This is a genomic window from Brevundimonas sp., from assembly GCF_052436175.1.
Lineage (GTDB): Bacteria > Pseudomonadota > Alphaproteobacteria > Caulobacterales > Caulobacteraceae > Brevundimonas.
This window is the reverse complement of sequence record NZ_JBQVNM010000020.1, coordinates 20,595-38,879: the sequence shown is the minus strand read 5'-3', so window position 1 is coordinate 38,879 and position 18,285 is coordinate 20,595. Positions and strand designations below refer to the sequence as shown.

The 18,285-nt window shown below is 68.5% G+C and carries 18 protein-coding genes; 11 read left to right on the top strand and 7 right to left on the bottom strand.

Annotated features, from left to right (window positions below):
- On the top strand, nucleotides 1-410 hold a 410-nt coding region (locus ACT6QK_RS06960; RefSeq protein ID WP_444597093.1), incomplete at its 5' end, for a phage tail tape measure protein.
- Between the two features lie 3 nt (nucleotides 411-413).
- Here the strand turns inward: ACT6QK_RS06960 and ACT6QK_RS06955 are convergent.
- Nucleotides 414-1,100 (bottom strand): DUF805 domain-containing protein, encoded by a 687-nt coding sequence (locus tag ACT6QK_RS06955; RefSeq protein WP_444597092.1) that lies wholly within the window; start codon nucleotides 1,098-1,100, stop codon nucleotides 414-416.
- Between the two features lie 88 nt (nucleotides 1,101-1,188).
- Here ACT6QK_RS06955 and ACT6QK_RS06950 point away from each other — a divergent pair, with 88 nt between their 5' ends.
- From ACT6QK_RS06950 to ACT6QK_RS06915, 8 genes are all read left to right on the top strand, one after another.
- On the top strand, nucleotides 1,189-1,806 hold the full coding sequence (locus ACT6QK_RS06950) for a phage distal tail protein, Rcc01695 family (protein WP_444597091.1): 618 nt from the start codon (nucleotides 1,189-1,191) through the stop codon (nucleotides 1,804-1,806).
- 1 nt (nucleotide 1,807) lies between these two features.
- Nucleotides 1,808-2,458 (top strand): baseplate hub domain-containing protein, encoded by a 651-nt coding sequence (locus tag ACT6QK_RS06945; RefSeq protein WP_444597090.1) that lies wholly within the window; start codon nucleotides 1,808-1,810, stop codon nucleotides 2,456-2,458.
- Nucleotides 2,455-2,934, top strand: a complete 480-nt coding sequence (locus tag ACT6QK_RS06940; RefSeq protein WP_444597089.1) for an NlpC/P60 family protein — start codon at nucleotides 2,455-2,457, stop codon at nucleotides 2,932-2,934. The genes ACT6QK_RS06945 and ACT6QK_RS06940 overlap by 4 nt, the downstream gene beginning before the upstream one ends.
- The gene (locus ACT6QK_RS06935; protein ID WP_444597088.1) at nucleotides 2,935-6,672 is read left to right on the top strand and encodes a baseplate multidomain protein megatron; all 3,738 of its coding nucleotides are present in this window, start codon (nucleotides 2,935-2,937) and stop codon (nucleotides 6,670-6,672) included.
- A 68-nt stretch (nucleotides 6,673-6,740) separates the two neighbouring features.
- Entirely contained in the window at nucleotides 6,741-7,682 is a 942-nt protein-coding gene (locus tag ACT6QK_RS06930) for a DnaJ C-terminal domain-containing protein (RefSeq protein WP_444597087.1), read from the top strand.
- Nucleotides 7,683-7,691: 9 nt separating this feature from the next.
- Nucleotides 7,692-8,858 (top strand): phosphoserine transaminase, encoded by a 1,167-nt coding sequence (locus ACT6QK_RS06925; RefSeq protein WP_444597086.1) that lies wholly within the window; start codon nucleotides 7,692-7,694, stop codon nucleotides 8,856-8,858.
- Between the two features lie 86 nt (nucleotides 8,859-8,944).
- A complete protein-coding gene (locus tag ACT6QK_RS06920) occupies nucleotides 8,945-10,240 on the top strand; it encodes an adenylosuccinate synthase (RefSeq protein ID WP_444597085.1) in 1,296 nt (431 codons plus the stop codon).
- Between the two features lie 82 nt (nucleotides 10,241-10,322).
- A complete protein-coding gene (locus ACT6QK_RS06915; protein WP_444597084.1) occupies nucleotides 10,323-11,126 on the top strand; it encodes a response regulator in 804 nt (267 codons plus the stop codon).
- 21 nt (nucleotides 11,127-11,147) lie between these two features.
- Here the strand turns inward: ACT6QK_RS06915 and rpoH are convergent, their stop codons facing one another.
- Nucleotides 11,148-12,035: an RNA polymerase sigma factor RpoH gene (rpoH, locus tag ACT6QK_RS06910; RefSeq protein ID WP_444597083.1), complete on the bottom strand. Its 888-nt coding sequence runs from the start codon at nucleotides 12,033-12,035 to the stop codon at nucleotides 11,148-11,150.
- A 349-nt stretch (nucleotides 12,036-12,384) separates the two neighbouring features.
- Here rpoH and ACT6QK_RS06905 point away from each other — a divergent pair, with 349 nt between their 5' ends.
- A complete protein-coding gene (locus ACT6QK_RS06905; protein WP_444597082.1) occupies nucleotides 12,385-13,971 on the top strand; it encodes a DUF5605 domain-containing protein in 1,587 nt (528 codons plus the stop codon).
- A gap of 3 nt (nucleotides 13,972-13,974) precedes the next feature.
- Here ACT6QK_RS06905 and ACT6QK_RS06900 read toward each other — a convergent pair whose 3' ends face one another.
- From ACT6QK_RS06900 to fba, 3 genes are read right to left on the bottom strand one after another with little or no spacing between them, the layout of a single operon-like run.
- A complete protein-coding gene (locus ACT6QK_RS06900; protein WP_444597081.1) occupies nucleotides 13,975-14,280 on the bottom strand; it encodes a GNAT family N-acetyltransferase in 306 nt (101 codons plus the stop codon).
- An 8-nt stretch (nucleotides 14,281-14,288) separates the two neighbouring features.
- Nucleotides 14,289-15,296, bottom strand: a complete 1,008-nt coding sequence (locus ACT6QK_RS06895) for an RluA family pseudouridine synthase (protein ID WP_444597080.1) — start codon at nucleotides 15,294-15,296, stop codon at nucleotides 14,289-14,291.
- Nucleotides 15,297-15,344: 48 nt separating this feature from the next.
- The gene (gene fba / locus ACT6QK_RS06890; RefSeq protein ID WP_444597079.1) at nucleotides 15,345-16,430 is read right to left on the bottom strand and encodes a class II fructose-bisphosphate aldolase; all 1,086 of its coding nucleotides are present in this window, start codon (nucleotides 16,428-16,430) and stop codon (nucleotides 15,345-15,347) included.
- Between the two features lie 172 nt (nucleotides 16,431-16,602).
- On the opposite strand from fba, the gene ACT6QK_RS06885 reads away from it, so the two are divergent.
- Nucleotides 16,603-16,785, top strand: a complete 183-nt coding sequence (locus ACT6QK_RS06885; RefSeq protein ID WP_444597078.1) for a hypothetical protein — start codon at nucleotides 16,603-16,605, stop codon at nucleotides 16,783-16,785.
- Between the two features lies 1 nt (nucleotide 16,786).
- On the opposite strand, the gene ACT6QK_RS06880 is transcribed toward ACT6QK_RS06885, so the two are convergent.
- A complete protein-coding gene (locus ACT6QK_RS06880) occupies nucleotides 16,787-17,983 on the bottom strand; it encodes a phosphoglycerate kinase (RefSeq protein WP_444597077.1) in 1,197 nt (398 codons plus the stop codon).
- Nucleotides 17,980-18,285 (bottom strand): hypothetical protein, encoded by a 306-nt coding sequence (locus ACT6QK_RS06875; protein ID WP_444597076.1) that lies wholly within the window; start codon nucleotides 18,283-18,285, stop codon nucleotides 17,980-17,982. Before ACT6QK_RS06875 ends, ACT6QK_RS06880 begins: the two co-directional genes overlap by 4 nt.

Below are 18,285 nucleotides of genomic sequence, written 5' to 3'. Positions count from 1 at the left end.
CCTTCGGCCGGGCCGGCGAGAGCCTGACGCGGTCGCTGGCGCGGGCGGCTGCGGACGGGGAGGTGACCCTGGCCGAGCTTGCGCGGGCGGTGCTGGCGGCGGTCAACGCCGGGGTTGGCGGCGGACGCGGCGGAGGGCTGGGGGCGGCGATCACCGAGGCTGTCGGCGGTCTGTTCGGCGGCGCGCGGGCGGACGGTGGAGGGGTGACGGCGGGTGCGGCCTATCTGGTCGGCGAACGCGGGCCGGAGGTGTACCGTCCGGCCGGGGCGGGGAGCATCGAGGCGGCGGGCGCTTCGCCGGTGACGGTAAACCTCAGCATGACCGGTGGATCGCAGGGCTTGCTGCGCTCCGAGGCGCAACTGGCCCAGATGCTGGCGCGCGCCGTGAGTCTCGGCGCGCGCCGGCTCTAGGGCTTATTCGCCCTTGGGGTTGGGGCCGAAACGGTTGGTTCCCGGCTGCCCCGGCGTCAGGCCGATCCACAGCAGGAAGCCCAGGCCGACCAGGGCGATAATGCCGAAGACGCCGAAGGCCGGGCCGATCAGGGCCAACACGGCGGCGGGATCCTCGTTCTCGAGCTGTTCGGCGTTCATGATGGCGCCGAGACCCATCATGCTGAACCCGACGATCATGCCCACAATTGCGACTGCGTAGGGAATGGCGGCCAACCAGCCGCTCTTGCCCATGTCGTGCAGGCGTTTGACCGTGATGGCGAGGTTCGGCCAGATCAGGGCGATCGACACTAGGGTTCCGATCAGCGGGATCAGGCCCAGCACGAAGCCGGCGCCGAACAGGATCAGCCAGGCGATGCCGAAATGGCTGCGGCGGATGCGGCCATCGAAACTCAGCATCAGATGCTGCCAGTTGATCGCCTCGGGCGACGTCCCGACGCCAGACGACAGGCCGGCGGCCTGCTCGGGGATGGCCGCGAGGACGATGACCTGGGTGGCCTGGCCCGCTTCAGGCGCGAAATCGACGCGTTGGCCGGGAGCGGGTGTTCCGCTCTGGATGTCGGCGGCGCCGAACTCATATCGCTGGCCGTCGTCGCCGCTGATCAAGCCCGAGCCCGTCACGTGGTCGTGGCTGATGATTTCTCCGCGCATGCGGTCTCTCCCTGTCGCGCGACCCCTCCGGCCGTCAGCGGGACACTGAACCAGGGCGGCGCTCGCGGCAACCTAAGGAAAGATGACCATGGCGTTCGATGAGGTGCGATTGCCCGCCCGGCTGGCGTTCGGCTCGACCGGAGGCGTGGAGCGACGGACGGAGGTGGTGACCCTGGGGTCGGGTCACGAGCGGAGATCGACCCCCTGGTCCATGGGGCGGCGCCGGTATCTGATCGGGGCGGGGCTGAGGTCGCTGGACGACATGGCCGAGTTGACCGCCTTCTTCGAGGCGCGTCGGGGGCGGTTGCGCGGCTTCCGGTTCCGGGATTTCGCCGACTTCAAGTCGTGCGCGCCGGGCGGCGTGGTTTCCGCGACGGATCAGGTGTTGGGCGAGGGCGACGGGAGCCGCGAGCGGTTCCAGCTGACCAAGGCGTACGGCGATGCGGTGCGGGTCATCGCCAAGCCGGTGGCGGGATCGGTGCACGTGGCGGTGGACGACGAGGCACTGGCCCCCGGCGCCTTTGCCGTGGACGCGGTGACGGGCGAGGTCGTCCTCGGCGTCGCGCCGGAGCACGGGGCGACGGTCACGGCAGGATTCGAGTTCGACACTCCCGTGCGGTTCGACGCGGACCGGATCGAGATCACCCTGGAGAGCTTCGGCGCCGGCCGGCTGGTGGCCGTGCCCCTGATCGAGGTGCGGGTCTGAGATGCGCGACATTCCCGAGGAGATGGTCGCCGCGATCGAGAGCGGGGCGGCGACCCTGTGCCATGTCTGGATGCTGAGGCCGAAGGTCGGAGAGGCGCTGGGCTTCACTGACCATGATCGGCGGCTGGTGGTCCAGGGCGTGGAGTGTCGCCCGGCGAGCGGCTGGACGGCGGGGGCGGTCGAGGCGGCGACGGGGCTGGCACCCGGGGATGTGACGATCGGCGGCGGTCTGGATGAAGGGCTGGGGGAGGCGGACATTCTCGCCGGACGGTTCGACGGGGCGAAGGTCGAGACCTGGCGTGTGGACTGGACACAGCCGCAGCGCGCTGTGCGGATTTGGGTCGGCGCGATCGCGCGGGTCCGGCGTGACGGGGAAGCCTTCGTCGCGGAACTGGTGGGGCCGATGGCGGCGCTGGAACGGGTGGTCGGTCGCACCTATGGGCGGCAGTGCGATGCGGTGCTGGGCGACGGACGGTGCAAAGTCGATCTGACGGGGCGGGAGGGGGCGGCTTGTGATCGGCAGTGGGCGACCTGTGGCGCGGCGTTCGACAACCAGATCAATTTCCAAGGCTTTCCGGACATTCCGGGCGACGACTTCCTGACGGTCTACCCGGCGGTCGGCGGCGTCCACGACGGCGGGAGCCGCCGATGACCGAGGCGGTGACCGGGACGATGGCGGAGCGGGCGCGGCGGTGGCTGGGCACGCCCTATCGGCATCAGGCGTCGTTGAAGGGCGAGGGGGCGGACTGTCTGGGGCTGGTGCGGGGCCTGTGGCGCGAGGTCGTCGGGCCGGAGCCCGAGGCCGTTCCGCCCTATTCGCCCGACTGGGCTGAGACGGGCGGAGAGGAAATCCTGCTGGCCGCGTTGAGGCGATGGATGGTCGAGATCGCGCCGGAGGCGGCGGCGGTCGGGGATGTGCTGGTGTTCCGCATGGCGGGCGGGGCGCCCGCGCGTCACTGCGGCGTGTTGAGCCGGGGCGGGCTGACCCGCGGAGCCGGCGAGGCCCGGATGATCCACGCCTACTGGGGACGGGCGGTGGTGGAGAGCTGGCTGGGATCCTGGTGGCGGGCGCGGGTGGCGGCGGCCTTCGCCTGGCCCTGCGGCGCGATGACGAGAGAGGAGGCCTGAATGGCGCAGATGGTTCTGGGCGCCGTCGGTCAGGCGGTGGGCGGCGACATCGGCCGGGTGATCGGTTCGACCCTGGGCGGGATGCTGGATCGGGCGGCGATCAACGCCCTGACCCCGGCGCGGCAGCGGGGACCGAAGCTGGAGGGGTTGAGGATCCAGTCCTCGGCCGACGGAGCGCCGACGGCCTGCGTGTTCGGTCGGGCGCGGGTGACGGGGCAGGTGATCTGGGCCGCGCGGTTTCGGGAACGAAACACCGAACAAGGCGGCGGCAAGAGCGGGCCGAGGACGGTCGAAAGCGCGTATTCGCTGAGTTTCGCGGTGGCCCTGTGCGAAGGCGCGATCGACGGGGTCGGCCGTATCTGGGCCGACGGCCAGCCGATGGACCTGACGGGCGTCGCGTATCGCGTGCATCGCGGCGGGGAGGATCAGACGCCCGATCCGCTGATCGAGGCCGTGGAGGGAACGGCGCCCGCCTATCGCGGCACGGCCTATGTGGTGTTCGAGGACCTGGCGCTGGGGCCGTATGGCAATCGGCCGCCGCAGCTGAGCTTCGAGGTCTTCCGCCGCCTGGAGGGCGGGGTTCTGGAGGAGAAGCTGGAGGGGGTCTGTCTGATCCCCGGGGCCGGTGAGTTCATTCTGGCGACCGAGCCTGTGTTCCGGCGCGACGGCCTGACGAAGTCGACCGTCGAGAACGTGCACCAGTCGAAGGCCCAGACGGATATCGCGGTGGCCATCGATCAGCTGGAGATCGCCTTTCCCAATCTGAAGCGGGTCAGTCTGGTGGTCGGCTGGTTCGGCGACGACCTCAGGGCCGGTCATTGCCGGGTGAAGCCCGGCGTGGAGGGACGGGACAAGACAACGACGCCCCGGACCTGGTCGGTCGCCGGTCTGGACCGGGCGGAGGCCCATCTGATCTCGACCCATGACGGCGCGCCGGCCTATGGCGGGACGCCGTCGGACGAGAGCGTGCGCCAGGCGGTGGCGGCGTTGAAGGCCAGGGGATGGGAGGTCACCCTCTATCCGTTCGTCTTCATGGATGTAGCGCCGGGCAACGGCTTGGCGGACCCCTATGGAGGTGCGGAACAGGCGCCCTATCCGTGGCGCGGGCGAGTGAAGGGACGCGACGGCGCGGACGCCGCATCGGATGTGGTGGCCCTGTTCGGAGGGGCCGGCGACTGGGGTCTGAGGCGGCTGGCGCTTCACTATGCGGCGCTGGCGGTCGAGACCGGGGCGGACGGGCTGCTGATCGGCTCGGAAATGCGAGGACTGACGTGGACGCGGGATGCGGCGGGCGGCCATCCGGCCGTGGACCAGTATCGAACCCTGGCCGCAGAATGCCGGGCGGTGGTGGGGCCGGATGTGAAGCTCTCCTATGCGGCGGACTGGTCGGAGTACGCTTCTCACCGGCCGGACGACGGGTCGGGAACGGTGTCCTTCCACCTCGATCCGCTGTGGGCGGACCCGGCGATCGATTATGTCGGGATCGACTGGTACGCGCCGATGGGCGACTGGCGATCAGGCGAGGGCGGCGTGGACGCGGAGGTCTGGAAGGGGGCGGCCGATCCCGACTATCTGGCGGCGCAGGTTGCGGGCGGCGAGGGATTCGGCTGGTTCTACGCCAGCGACGAAGATCGTGACGCGCAGGCCCGGTCAGCCATCGTCGATGCGGCCCATGACGAGGACTGGGTGTTCCGGATCAAGGATCTGGTCGGCTGGTGGTCGCACGCACATCACGATCGGCCCGTCGGCGTCAGGCAGGCGACGCCGACGGCCTGGATCCCCGGGATGAAGCCGATCCGTCTGACCGAGTTCGGATGCGCGGCGGTGGATCGCGGGGCCAACTCCCCCAATCTGTTCCAGGATCCCAAGAGTTCGGAAAGCGCCCTGCCGCCCTATTCGACCGGCGCGCGCGACGACCGGATGCAGCGCCGGGCGGTGGAGGCGGTGCTGACACATTTCGATGATCCGGCGAATAACCCGGTATCCGGCGTCTATGGCGGGCCCATGCTGGAGGCGGCCGACGCCTGGTGCTGGGACGCGCGGCCCTATCCGGCCTTTCCGGCGGCGAAGACGGTCTGGGCCGACGCCTCGGCGTGGCGATGCGGCCACTGGCTGAACGGGCGGGCCGGCGGCGAAGGCGGGCTGTTGCTGGCGGCGATCCTGAAGCGAGGCGGGCTGACGGACGACGAATTCGAGATCGGGCCGACGACGGCCATGGTCGCGGGTTATGTCATCGACCGCCCGATGCGGACGAGAGACGCGATCGAGCCCCTGCTGGGCGCCCTGGCGATGACCGGATCGGAGCGGGGCGGGAAGGTCGCCCTGATCGGGCATGAGCCGCCGGTCGCGACCCTGATGCTGGACGATCTGGCGCTGGATGACGAAGCGTCGGCTCTGGGCCGGTCGCGTGGTCTGGAGGCCGGGCCGGATGCGGTGCGGGTGAGGTTCATCGACGAAACGACCGACTATCACACCGCGGCTGTGTCGGTGCGCGCCGGGGCGCAAGGCGGCGCGGGCGGGGTCGATCTGGACCTGCCCGTGGTCTGCGAGGCCGGCCTGGCGCAGGGACTGGCGTCGCGTGTCCTGAAGCAGGCGGAGGCGGTGGAGAGCCTGACGGCCAGACTGGGGCCGGTCGAGGCGCTGAAGCTGGAGGCCGGGGATTCGGCCTTCGTCGAGGGACGGGAAGGCGCCTGGCGGATCAAACGGCTGGCGATCGACGACGGCGTGGTCGCGACGCTGGATCCGGTGGTGGAGGGCGACGAGGTCGATCTGACGCCCGAATGGCGCATGCCGTCGCGACCGACTTTGCCGGGCGAGCCGTTTCTCGCGATTCTGGATCTGCCGCCCCTGCCTTCGTCGCCGTCAGATGAGCGGTTGCTGGCGGCGGTGGCGGCCGAACCCTGGGCGCCGATGCAGGTCTGGGGCGGGGCGTCTGCGGGCGCTTTGAGCCTGAGAGGGCAGGCGCTGCGGTCGGCGACGGTGGGGCGACTGCAGGTCGCGACGGGCGTGGGGCCGGTCGGGCGGTGGGACCGGGCGGCCGAGTTGGTCGTCGCCGTGGAAGGGGAAGCCCCGGAGAGCCGGAGCGAACTGGCGGTCCTCGGCGGGGCCGGGGCTCTGGCCGTGGAGACGGCCCAGGGCTGGGAGATCATCCAGTATCGTCACGCCGCCCTGGCGCCGGGCGGCCTTTGGCGCCTGACCGGTCTGTTGAGGGGTCAACAGGGGACGGAGGCGGAGATGGAAGCCGGCCTGGCCGAGGAGGCGACTGTGGTGTTCCTGACCGAGGCTCTGGTCCGGTTGTCGGGGCCGGAGGCGGAGCTCAACCTGCCTCTGGTCTGGAGGGCGGGCCCGCAAGGCGTGTCGGCGGGCGGAGCGGGCGTCAGCGAGGTGGAGGCGACGGCGCGAGGCGTCTGGGGTCGTCCGTGGCGACCCGCCCATCTGAGGGCCGTTCGGGTCGAGGAGGGGCTGCAGTTGCGCTGGCTCGGTCGGTCGCGGCTGGACGCCGACGGCTGGGGCTCGGAGACGGTTTCCTCCGATCCCGACCGATATCGCGTGCGGGTGTTCGACGGAGATACGATCCGCCGCACGATCGAGGTCGAGGCCGCCGAACTGTTGTATTGGGACGCCGATCAGGCCGTCGATTTTCCGGCCGGGTTCGGAAGCGGCGCGCAGATCGGCGTGGCCCAGGCGGGCGGGCGATGGAGCTGGGGAGCGGAAACGATCATGGCCCTGACAGGCTGATACCCATTGCGTTGAGCCCCGCATGGCTTAACTGACGCCTCTGGCATTGATGCGGAGCATGATCTGACGTGGCGGGCGATCCCTACAAGGAACTGGGCGTTTCCAGGGGTGCGTCGGCGGACGAGATCAAGAAGGCTTTCCGCAAGCTGGCCAAGGGCCTGCACCCGGACACCAACCCCGGCGACAAGGCGGCCGAGGACCGGTTCAAGCGGGTGACCGCCGCCTTCGACATCCTGGGCGACAAGGACAAGCGGGCCAAGTACGACGCCGGCCAGATCGATGCCGACGGCCGTGAGCAGTACGCGGGTTTCAATCCCGGCGGGGGAGGGGGCGCAGGCGGTTTCAGCGGCTTTGACTTCGGATCGCGCGGTCCGAGAGGACCCGGCGGCCCCGGCGGTCGGGCCAGTTTCGAGGATATCGACCTGGACGAACTGTTCGGGCGGTTCGGCGGCGGCAGCGCACGCGGCGGCCCCGGTCGCTCGCCCTTCGGCGGCGGCAAGGGTCAGGATGTTCGCGCGACCCTGGAGATCAGTCTGGAGGACGCCATCAGCGGGGCGACCCGGCGCATCCAGTTTTCGGACGGCCGCACCCTGGACGTGACCATTCCCAAGGGCGCGGCGGACGGCCAGACGATCCGGTTGAAGGGGCAGGGTTCGCCCGGACGAACCGAGGCCGGCGACGCCCTGATCGAACTGAAGCTGGGGGCGCATCCGGTCTTCACGGTCGAAGGGGCGGACCTGACCATGGATCTTCCGGTCTCGGTTCCCGATGCGGTGCTGGGCGGCAAGGTGCAGGCGCCGACGCCGGAAGGCCCGGTGTCGGTGACCATTCCGGCCGGGTCGAACTCGGGCCAGACCCTGAGGCTGAAAGGCCGGGGCACCTATGCGGGCGGCAAGCGCGGCGACCTGAAGGCCCGGCTGATCGTGACCCTGCCGGACACCGTCGATGACGACCTGCGGGCGGTGGCCGAAACCTGGCGCGCCAAGCGGCCCTATCGGCCCGGAAAGTAGGGGTCGAGAATGGGTGTGATCCAGAAGCCGGCGGTAAAGCCGCAACGGCCGTGGTTCTCCTCGGGACCGACGGCCAAGCGGCCGGGCTATGCCTTGGCCGACCTTCCGACCGATCTGCTGGGACGGGGCATCCGGGCGCCCGAGGTGGTGGAGCGGTTCGCCCACGCCCTGAGGCTGACGCGCGACCTGCTGGAGGTCCCCGAGAATTTCCAGATGCTCTATACGCCCGGCTCCCAGACCGGGGCGATCGAGGCGGCCCTGTGGTGCATGCTGGGCGAGCGGCCGGTCCAGGTCATGGCCTATGAGAATTTCGGCAAGCAGTGGCAGACGGCGGTGCAGGACCGGCTGAAGCTGGAGCCCGAGGTCCTGTCGGCGGATTGGGGCGATCTGCCGGACCTCTCCAAGGTCGATCCGAAGAAGGATCTGGTCTTCCCGTGGAACGGGACGACGGCGGGCGTGCGGGTCCCGAACGCGGATTTCATCTCGGACGATCGCGAGGGGATCGTGATCTGCGACGCGACCTCGGCGGCCTTCTCGATGCCGCTGGATTGGGCCAAGCTGGATGTGGTCGCCTTCTCCTTCCAGAAGGCCCTGGGCGGCGAGGCGGGGATCGGGGTCATGTGCCTGTCGCCGCGCGCCGTGGCCCGGCTGGACGGGTTCACGCCGGATCGCGCCATTCCGAAGGTTTTGAAGGTCACCGACGACAAGGGCCGGTTCGACCGGGCCTTGGCGACGGGGGTGGTCATCAACACCTTCTCGGTCCTGACCATCGAGGACTGGATCGACGCGGTCGAATGGGGCGCGCGGGTCGGGGGGCTGGCCGAGCTGATCCGGCGGACGGAGGCCAATTTCGCCGTCCTGGCCGACTGGGTCGAGCGGACGCCCTGGATCGACTTCCTGGCCGCCACGCCGGAGACGCGGTCGACGACCTCTGTCTGTCTGAAGTTCGTCGATCCCCGGATAGCGGGCCTGGACGAGGCAGGGCGCTATGCCTTCGTCCTGCGATTCAAGGCCCTGCTGGAGGAGGAGGGCGCGGCGTTCGATGTAGAGTCCTATCGTCGGGCGCCGGCCGGGCTGAGGCTGTGGTGCGGGGCGACGGTCGAGACGACCGACGTCGAGGCCGTGACGCCCTGGCTCGACTGGGCGTTCGAGACGGCGGTCGCGGAGCTGGCATAGGACGAGGCGCATAAATGCGTCGGACGGGACGACATCGGACGATTCCCCCGCTATAGGCTGCGCCCGCATTCAGCGGAGACAGCGCCTTGGCGAACGTAGCGGTGGTCGGAGCCCAGTGGGGCGACGAGGGCAAGGGCAAGATCGTCGACTGGCTGTCGAACCGGGCCGACATGGTCGTGCGGTTCCAGGGCGGTCACAACGCCGGCCATACCCTTGTGGTGGACGGCAAGGTCTACAAGCTGGCCCTGCTGCCCAGCGGCGTGGTGCAGGGCAAGCCCTCGATCATCGGCAACGGCGTGGTCGTCGATCCCTGGCATCTGGTCGGGGAGATCGAGAAGATCGAAGCTCAGGGCGTCTCGATCAGCCCCGACATCCTGACCATCGCGGACAACGCCTGCTTGATCCTGCCGATCCATCCTGCGCTGGATGTGGCGCGGGAGGCGGCGGCCAGCGCGCCGGGCGCCAGGATCGGAACGACCGGACGGGGCATCGGCCCGGCCTATGAGGACAAGGTGGGGCGGCGCGCCATCCGGGTGTGCGACCTGGCCGATGCGGACGACCTGAAGGTCAAGATCGAACGCCTCCGCTCGCACCACGATCCCTTGCGCGCAGGTCTGGGGCTGGAGCCGATCAATCCGGAGGCGCTGCTGAGCCAGCTGCTGGAGATCGCGCCGAAGATCCTGCCCTATGTGAAGCCAGCCTGGCGCGTGCTGGACCAGGCCCAGAAGGCGGGCAAGCGGGTGCTGTTCGAGGGGGCGCAGGGCGCGTTTCTGGACGTGGATCACGGGACATACCCCTATGTGACCTCGTCCAACACCGTGGCGGGGCAGGCGGCGGCGGGATCGGGCTTGGGCCCCCGCGGTGTCGGTTATGTGCTGGGCATCGTAAAGGCCTATACGACCCGCGTCGGCGAGGGGCCGTTCGCCTGCGAACTGCATGACGCGGTGGGCGAGCACCTGGCGACGGTCGGCCGGGAGGTGGGCGTCAATACGGGCCGGGCGCGGCGGTGCGGCTGGTTCGACGCGGTGCTGGTGCGCCAATCGGTGGCGATCAACGGCATCGACGGCATCGCCCTCACCAAGCTGGACGTGCTGGACGGGTTGAGGACGCTGAAGATCTGCGTCGGCTATCGCGTCGACGGCGAGGTGCTGGACTATCTGCCGTCCAGCCTGAAGGCCCAGGCCGCCGCCGAGCCGGTGTTCGAGGAGCTGGAAGGCTGGAGCGAAAGCACCGCCGGGGTGCGCAGCTTCAAGGACATCAACGCCAATGCGATCAAGTACGTGCGGCGGATCGAGGAGCTGATCGGCGCTCCGGTGGCTCTGCTGTCGACCAGCCCGGAGCGGGACGACACCATCCTGATGCGGGACCCGTTCCAGGGTTAGGGCGGACTCAGACCAACGAGAGAGGCTCAACGCGACCTTAACCTCGTCATGCCAGGGTCGCCGTGTCTATGGGGGCCATTCCTTGTTCGCGCTCGATTCCAAATCGCTTCACCGCATCGCTCCGACGGTCAGTCGGGTGGTCATCGCCGACCCCAACGTGGCGGCGGCCAAGTTGCTGGCCGATCTGATCAAGGGCATCGGCGGACGCGAGGTCGTGATCGAGGGCGATGAGGATCGCGCCTATCAGGCCGTGCATGACGTCGAGCCCGGTCTGGTCTTCACCGAGCGGTCCGGCCCGAGCCTGAACGGCGAGACCTTCGCGCGACGGATACGGAAGTCCACCTTGATCTGTCGCCGGGTGCCGATCGTCATGGTGACGGCGGAGGCGACCGCGAGCACCATCAAGGGGGCGCGGGACGTCGGCATCCACGAATTCCTGCGCAAGCCCTTTACGTCCACCGACCTGTTCCGCCGTATCGAGAACCTGGCCCTGAAGCCGCGCGACTGGATCGAGGGCGTGGCCTACATCGGCCCGGACCGGCGTCGCTTCAACTCGGGCGAATACACGGGGCCCAAGAAGCGCAAACAGGATCAGGCCGTGGCCAGTCCCGCCGCGATCAAGGATCAGGCCCTGCGTATTCTGGCTTCGGCCCTGGCCCAGTTCGATATGGACCCGACCCAGGCGGTGCGGTCGATCACCATCCAGGTGGAAACCCTGAAGGCGCTCGCCCTGAGGACGTCGGACACGACCCTGGCCGTCGCCGTCTCGGCTGTGGGCGAGCGGCTGGCCATGGGTCAGGCGACCCGGCTGAGCCTGTCCCAGCCGATTCAGGCCGTGCTGGCCCTGGCCGATCCGGCGCCGCAGCCGGTCGCGCGCGCGGGGTAACGCGCGCGACTTCAGCCTGCGTCAGGCGTCGACCAGGTTCCGCTCTTCGGCGGCGGCGCGCATGGCCTTCTGCAGCTTCTCGAAGGCGCGCACCTCGATCTGACGGACGCGTTCGCGCGACACGCCGTACTGGCCGGCGAGCTCCTCCAGAGTGACCGGGTCGTCCTTGAGGCGGCGTTCCGTCAGGATGTGCTTCTCGCGATCCGTCAGCTCTTCCATGGCCTCCTGAAGCAGGCCCATGCGCAGCGACTTCTCTTCGTCGTCGGCGAGCTTGGTTTCCTGAGACACCGCCGTGTCGTCGCTGAGCCAGTCCTGCCACTCGCTCTCGCCATCGACCCGCATCGGGGCGTTCAGGGAGGCGTCGCCGCCGAGACGGCGGTTCATGTTGACCACTTCTTCCTCCGACACGCCCAGCTTGGTGGCGATGGCCGAGAGGTGTTCCGGGTGCAGGTCGCCTTCCTCGAAGGCCGAGATCTGGCTCTTGGCCTTGCGCAGGTTGAAGAACAGCTTCTTCTGCGCGGCGGTGGTGCCCATCTTCACGAGCGACCAGCTGCGCAGGATGTATTCCTGGATCGAGGCGCGGATCCACCACATGGCGTAGGTCGCCAGGCGGAAGCCCTTGTCCGGGTCGAACTTCTTCACGGCCTGCATCAGGCCGACGTTGCCCTCTGAGATCACTTCGCCGATCGGCAGGCCGTAGCCGCGATAGCCCATGGCGATCTTGGCCACGAGACGAAGGTGAGAGGTGACGAGGCGGTGGGCCGCTTCGGGATCCTGGTGTTCGCTCCACCGCTTGGCGAGCATGAACTCCTCGTCCTTGGTGAGCATCGGAAACTTGCGAATTTCCGTCAGATAGCGCGACAGCCCCTGTTCAGGCGACATCACCGCGAGCGTGTTGTTGGCAGCCATTTGGTCCCTCCGACCGGTCATACGAGCGGGCTCATCGGTCCCGGCCACGTCGCGTGCGCCCTCGCCTGTCCCCTCAACCGAACAGTTAGTCATCGGTTGCCGACTTTTTTAGGGACGTCGGCGCGCACGAAAGCGTGACCGTGATTTCGGCGCCACTTGCACCGGACCGCAGGCATATAGCGCGACGTCAGTCCTTTTTCAAGACGGACTAGTGCGGCCTGGTATTGGAGCGCGCCCAGAATCTCTTGCACGCCGCCGCCTCTGGTCAAACCTGACGGCTTGCCTGTCCGGCCGCGTCATGACACCGGTATCAACAACGAGATCGGGGGAGGGATGCGGGATGGCGAACATGACGCGCAGAGGCGCTCTGGCGACGGGAGGAGCGATGGCGGTTGGCGTGACGGCGAACGCGGTGACGGCGCAGGCGCCCGCTGCAATCGAACGCTGGGGCGTGGCGGAACCCTGGTTCCGGGCCGCCGCGCCCGGCAACCCCTTCGACGTCATGCTCAAGGCAAGCTTCACGAACGGGACGACGACCGTCGTCGTCCCCGGCTTCTATGACGGAGACGAGGTCTTCCGGGTGCGGTTCAGCCCACCTGAGGTCGGAACCTGGAGCTGGCGGACCGAAAGCGATCTGGCGGCGCTCGACGGGCGCGAGGGCCGGTTCGAGGCGGTCGATCCGTCGCCCGGAAACCATGGGCCGGTCGGGGTGGTGGCCGGCTATCATTTCGCCCATGCGGACGGCACGCCGTTCCGCCAGATCGGCACGACCAGTTACGGCTGGCCGCACCAGCCCGAGGCGCGGCGTTGCCAGACGCTGGAGACGCTGAAAAAGACCGCCTTCAACAAGATTCGCATGCTGGTGTTCCCCAACACCTCGGTGGCGACGAACGAGCCCCTGCATCCCTATGAGCGGACCGGCGAGGGGGACCGCGACCACGATCTGACCCGCTTCAACCCGGCCTTCTTCCGGCGGCTGGACGACTGCGTGCGGGCCCTGGGCGACCAGGGAATCCAGGCCGACGTCATCCTTTTCCACCCCTATGACGGCAAGCACGGCTTCGACGAGATGACGCCGGAAGAGGATGAGCGTTATCTCCGCTATGTCGTCGCGCGGCTATCGGCCTATCGGAACGTCTGGTGGTCGCTGGCCAATGAGTTCGACATCCTGAAATCCAAGACCGACGAGGACTGGGACCGACTGTTCCAGGTAGTTCAGGCCGCCGACCCCCACGGCCGTCTAAGGTCGATCCACAACTGGCGGCGCTACTACGACAACGGCAAGCCCTGGGTGACCCATTCCAGCATCCAGAACGGTTCGGCCGTGCTCGATGACGTGCGGGCCGAGACCTATCGCAGCGTGTGGAAGAAGGCCGTGGTCTTCGACGAGGTCTGTTACGAGGGCAATCTCGACGAACGCTGGGGCGACCTGACCGGCGAGCAGATGGTTCGGGCCTTCTGGCACGGCCTGGTCGGCGGAACCTATGTCGGCCATTCGGAATGCTTCCCCAAGCCCGGAGGGACGGCCGGCGGCTTCTGGCTGGGCGAGGGCGGGGAGTTGCGCGGTGAAAGCTGGCCGCGTCTGGCCTTCCTGAAGTCGGTCATGGAGGCCGGGCCGACCCCGGGGATAGACCCCATCGACAAGTGGTGGGAGCAGAGGCTGGGCGGCGTCGCGGGCGGCTATTATCTGCGCTACTTCGGCGATGAGGCGCCGAGCGAGTGGACGGTGGACCTGCCGCGCGACGAACTGACGGGCGGCGAGCGTTTCCGCATTGATGTGCTCGACACCTGGAACATGACCATCACGCCGGTCGACGGCGCGTTCGTCATGCAGAAGCGGGCCGACACCAAATACTTCTTCCACGACCCGGCGCGACCGACGATCCCTCTGCCGGGGCGGAAATGGATGGCGGTGCGGGTGATGCGGATTGACTGAAAATCAGATGCCCAGGATGCCGCGATAGGTCGGATGCACCGCCTCGGCGTGCTCGGGGTGCTTCTTCAGATAGGCCGAGAAGAAGGGGCAGACCGGCAGGATCAGCAGTTCGCGGGCCTTGGCGTCGGCGAGTACGTGCTTGGCCAGGCGGCTGGCGATGCCCTGACCTTCGAGGCGTTCGGGAACGAGGGTCTCGGTGATCATCAGATTGGGCGGCGACAGGTTGTAGGTGACGACCGCCGTCTCGCCATCGACCGCCAGTTCGTAGCGTTTCAGCTCGGCGTTGTCGCGGATGTCGGGATCGAGCATGGCGGGCCTCAGAGGTCGGTGAGAAGCGTTTCGAGGGCCTGCATATCAGCAGGCGGCGGCGTTTCGAAGTGCAGGGCTTCGCCGGTGACGGGGTGGACGAAGCCCAGCACCGAGGCGTGCAGAGCCTGGCGGCTGAGCCCCGCCTCGGCGATGGCGATCTTGACCGGCGTGGCGGGACTGCCCGAGCCGTACACGGCGTCGCCCAGGATCGGCGCGCCCTTCGACGCCATGTGGACGCGGATCTGGTGGGTCCGGCCGGTCTCCAGGGTGCAGGCGACGCGGGCGGCTAGCGGCGCGGCGCCGGCCTTGGCGGGCGTGCCGAAGGCGCGCTGGACCACATAGTCGGTGATGGCTTCTCGACCGCCGGACTTCAGCACCGCCATCTTCTTCCGGTCCGACATCGAGCGGCCGATGCGGGTCTCGATCCGGCCGCGTTCCGGCGAAGGCGCGCCCCTCGTCAGGGCGATATAGGTGCGTTCGATGTCGTGGGTGGCGAACAGCTTCGACAGGCCCGCATGGGCCCGGTCGGTCTTGGCGGCGACCATGACGCCCGAGGTGTCCTTGTCCAGCCGATGAACGATGCCGGGACGGGCCACCCCGCCGATGCCCGACAGGCTGTCGCCGCAGTGGGCCAGTAGGGCGTTGACCAGGGTGCCGTCGGGCGTGCCCGGCGCCGGATGGGCGGCCATGCCGGCGGGCTTGTCGATGACGATCAGGTCGGCGTCCTCGTACAGGACGGTCAGTGGGATGGCCTGGGGCAGGGGCGTGGCCGACACCAGCGGCGGCAGGGCGACGACATAGAGGCCGGGTTGGGCCTTGGCTGAACCGTTCGTCACGGGCGCGCCGTCACGGGCCACCGCGCCTTCGGCCAACAGGGCCTGAAGCCGGGCGCGCGACAGGGTCGGGAAGGCGGCGGCCAAGGCCTTGTCCAGCCGGACACCCGGCGCGTCGAGCCTCGCCTCCAGCCGTTCGGCGGCGGTCTCTTCCTCGTCGTCGATCAGATCAGGGTCGGACACGACGGCTGCTTAGCATGCCCCGCCGACGACGCCAGACGAGGCTCGCTGTCAGGCGGCCTTGGACGTCGCCTTGCCGAAGTGGGGATTCAGTTCGCCGGAGGCGTAGCGCTTGGCCATCTGGGCGGTGGACAGGGGCTTGATCTTCGACGCTTGCCCCTCGCAGCCGAACTGCTGATAGCGCTCGATGCACAGCTTGCGCATCGCCTCCTTGGCGGGCTTCAGATAGGCCCGCGGGTCGAACTCGCCGGGCTTCTCGGCCAGCACCTTGCGGATGGCGCCGGTGATGGCCATCCGGTTGTCGGTGTCGATGTTGATCTTGCGGACGCCGTGCTTGATGCCGCGCTGGATTTCCTCGACCGGCACGCCCCAGGTCTGGGGCATCTGACCGCCGTACTGGTTGATGATGTCCTGCAGGTCCTGCGGCACCGAGGACGAGCCTTGCATGACCAGATGGGTGTCCGGCAGGCGGCGGTGGATTTCCTCGATCACGTTCATCGCCAGGATGTCGCCGTCCGGCTTCTTCGAGAACTTGTAGGCGCCGTGGCTGGTGCCCATGGCGATGGCCAGGGCGTCGACCTGGGTGGCGCGCACGAAGTCCACGGCCTGATCCGGGTCGGTCAGCAGTTGCGAATGATCCAGCTTGCCCTCGAAGCCGTGGCCGTCCTCGGCCTCGCCCATACCGGTCTCCAGCGAGCCCAGAACGCCCAGCTCGCCCTCGACCGACACGCCACAGGCATGGGCCATCTCGGTGACGCGACGGGTGACCTCGACATTGTATTCGTAGCTGGCGGGGGTCTTGGCGTCCTCTTCCAGCGACCCGTCCATCATCACCGAGGTGAAGCCGTACTGGATGGCGGTGGCGCAGGTCGCCGGGCCGTTGCCGTGGTCCTGGTGCATGCAGACCGGGATGTGAGGATAGAGTTCGGCCAGGGCGTCGATCAGCTTGGCCAGGACGATGTCGTTGGCGTAGTTCCGGGCGCCGCGCGAGGCCTGGATGATGACCGGCGCATTGACGGCCTCGGCCGCCTCCATGATCGCCAGACCCTGCTCCATGTTGTTGATGTTGTAGGCGGGCAGGCCGTAGCCTTCTTCCGCCGCATGATCGAGCAGCTGTCGCAGCGTGATGCGCGCCATGTGTAGTCCCCTGAACCGTTTGTCTTTTGCGGATCGCTTTAGACGAGCGGTCGGTCAAAGTCACGTGATGTAACAGGCCGAATGTAACGCAAGGCGTCAGGAAGTGACGGTCGCTCTGCGATCTGTCGTGGCTCAGACCGCTCGGGTCGTTTCTCCAAGCCAAGGCCGCCTGATGCCTCGTCTCGTCCTGATTCTGATCCTGTCCGCCCTCGGCGCCTGCGCGTCGGTGGACCTCGGCGATACGGAGGATCTGTGCCGTCGCTCCGACCGCTGTGCGCCGTCCTGCGGCAGCATGGCCACCGGCGCCTCCCCCGACTGCACCAACGCCGAGAACGGGGGGCGCACGCGGGGGTAGGTCAGACCTTCAGGGCCTCGACGCCCGGCAGGGGCTTGCCCTCCATCCATTCCAGGAAGGCGCCGCCGGCGGTGGAGACGAAGGTCATGTCGTTGACCACGCCCGCGTGATTCAAGGCCGAAACAGTATCGCCGCCGCCGCCGACCGCGACCAGCACCCCGGCCCTGGCCAGGGCCGCCGCATGGTGGGCGACCGCGACTGTGGCGGCGTCGAACGGCGGCACCTCGAACACGCCCAGCGGGCCGTTCCAGATCAGGGTCTTCGAGGCCGTCAGGGCCTCCAGCAGACGGGCGACGGTGGCGGGGCCGGCGTCCAGGATCTTGTCGTCGGACGACAGGGCGGCGCCGGCGATGACGGTGCGAGAGGCGGCGCCCGGCTTGACCTCTGTCGCCACCACGAAATCCACCGGCAGCAACAGCTGGCAACCGCGCGCCTCGGCCTCGGCCATGATCTCGCGCGCCGTGTCGGCCATGTCGCGCTCGGCCAGCGAGCCGCCAATGTCGACGCCTTGGGCGAACAGGAAGGTGTTGGCCATGCCTCCGCCGATGGCGAGGCGATCCAGCTTGCCGACCAGGTTTTTGAGCAGGTCCAGCTTGGTCGAGACCTTGGCGCCGCCGACGATGCCGATGACGGGCTTCTGCGGATTACCGAGGGCCGCATCCAGGGCTTCCAGCTCGCGCCGCATCGATTCCCCGGCATAGGCGGGCAGGTGGTGGGCCAGGCCCTCGGTCGAGGCGTGAGCGCGGTGAGCCGCCGAGAAGGCGTCGTTGACATAGAGATCGCCGAGGTCGGCCAGCTTCTGGGCGAAGACCGGATCATTGGCCTCTTCCGCCGCATGGAAGCGGACGTTTTCCAGCAGGACCACGCCCCCAGCGGCCAGATCGCGGATCGCCTCGACAGCGTCCGGCCCGATGCAGTCTTCGGCGAAGCGCACGGGCGCGCCCAGCACATTCTCCAGCGCCTCGACCACGGGCCTCAGGCTCATCGACGGCACGCGCTGGCCCTTGGGCCGGTCGAAGTGGGCCAGCAGCGCCACCTTGGCGCCCGCGTCCCGCAGCCTGTCGATCGTCGGAACGGCGACCCGTAGCCGGGTGTCGTCCGTGACCCGTCCGTCTTCCATCGGCACGTTGAAGTCCACGCGGACCAGGGCGGTCTTGCCCGCGAGAGGGCCGGCGTCGTCGAGGGTGCGGAAGGTCATAAATCTGCTCGCCTATATAACAGCTCGGATGCTTCGGGATCGCGTGCTGTCAACACGTCGGCCGTAGAGATCCAGTCGACATCTTCGCCTTCAATCATGGGCGAGATGTTCGCGGTGAAATCTTCCCATTCTTCCCCCAAGTCTCTGCCAGCAGCGATGTTGAACGACCGGAACGTGCGGCCGTCCGCCAACTGAAGAAGCGTCAGACGGCCATCACGACTTTCGAGAAGCTCAACCAACTCGATGCCGCGCCCCGGAACCATTTCGCCGAGCCCTTGCTCCTGGTACCGGGGGCTTCTCAT

Excerpts from the sequence above, each read along its gene's own strand:
- ACT6QK_RS06880 (WP_444597077.1), bottom strand. The coding sequence starts at position 17,983 with ATGACCTTCCGCACCCTCGACGACGCCGGCCCTCTCGCGGGCAAGACC.
- ACT6QK_RS06900 (WP_444597081.1), bottom strand. The coding sequence starts at position 14,280 with ATGCTCGATCCCGACATCCGCGACAACGCCGAGCTGAAACGCTACGAA.
- fba (WP_444597079.1), bottom strand. The coding sequence starts at position 16,430 with ATGGCGCGCATCACGCTGCGACAGCTGCTCGATCATGCGGCGGAAGAA.
- ACT6QK_RS06925 (WP_444597086.1), top strand. The coding sequence starts at position 7,692 with ATGGGTGTGATCCAGAAGCCGGCGGTAAAGCCGCAACGGCCGTGGTTC.
- ACT6QK_RS06950 (WP_444597091.1), top strand. The coding sequence starts at position 1,189 with ATGGCGTTCGATGAGGTGCGATTGCCCGCCCGGCTGGCGTTCGGCTCG.
- ACT6QK_RS06935 (WP_444597088.1), top strand. The coding sequence starts at position 2,935 with ATGGCGCAGATGGTTCTGGGCGCCGTCGGTCAGGCGGTGGGCGGCGAC.
- rpoH (WP_444597083.1), bottom strand. The coding sequence starts at position 12,035 with ATGGCTGCCAACAACACGCTCGCGGTGATGTCGCCTGAACAGGGGCTG.
- ACT6QK_RS06945 (WP_444597090.1), top strand. The coding sequence starts at position 1,808 with ATGCGCGACATTCCCGAGGAGATGGTCGCCGCGATCGAGAGCGGGGCG.
- ACT6QK_RS06955 (WP_444597092.1), bottom strand. The coding sequence starts at position 1,100 with ATGCGCGGAGAAATCATCAGCCACGACCACGTGACGGGCTCGGGCTTG.
- ACT6QK_RS06940 (WP_444597089.1), top strand. The coding sequence starts at position 2,455 with ATGACCGAGGCGGTGACCGGGACGATGGCGGAGCGGGCGCGGCGGTGG.
- ACT6QK_RS06875 (WP_444597076.1), bottom strand. The coding sequence starts at position 18,285 with ATGAGAAGCCCCCGGTACCAGGAGCAAGGGCTCGGCGAAATGGTTCCG.
- ACT6QK_RS06885 (WP_444597078.1), top strand. The coding sequence starts at position 16,603 with ATGCCTCGTCTCGTCCTGATTCTGATCCTGTCCGCCCTCGGCGCCTGC.
- ACT6QK_RS06905 (WP_444597082.1), top strand. The coding sequence starts at position 12,385 with ATGACGCGCAGAGGCGCTCTGGCGACGGGAGGAGCGATGGCGGTTGGC.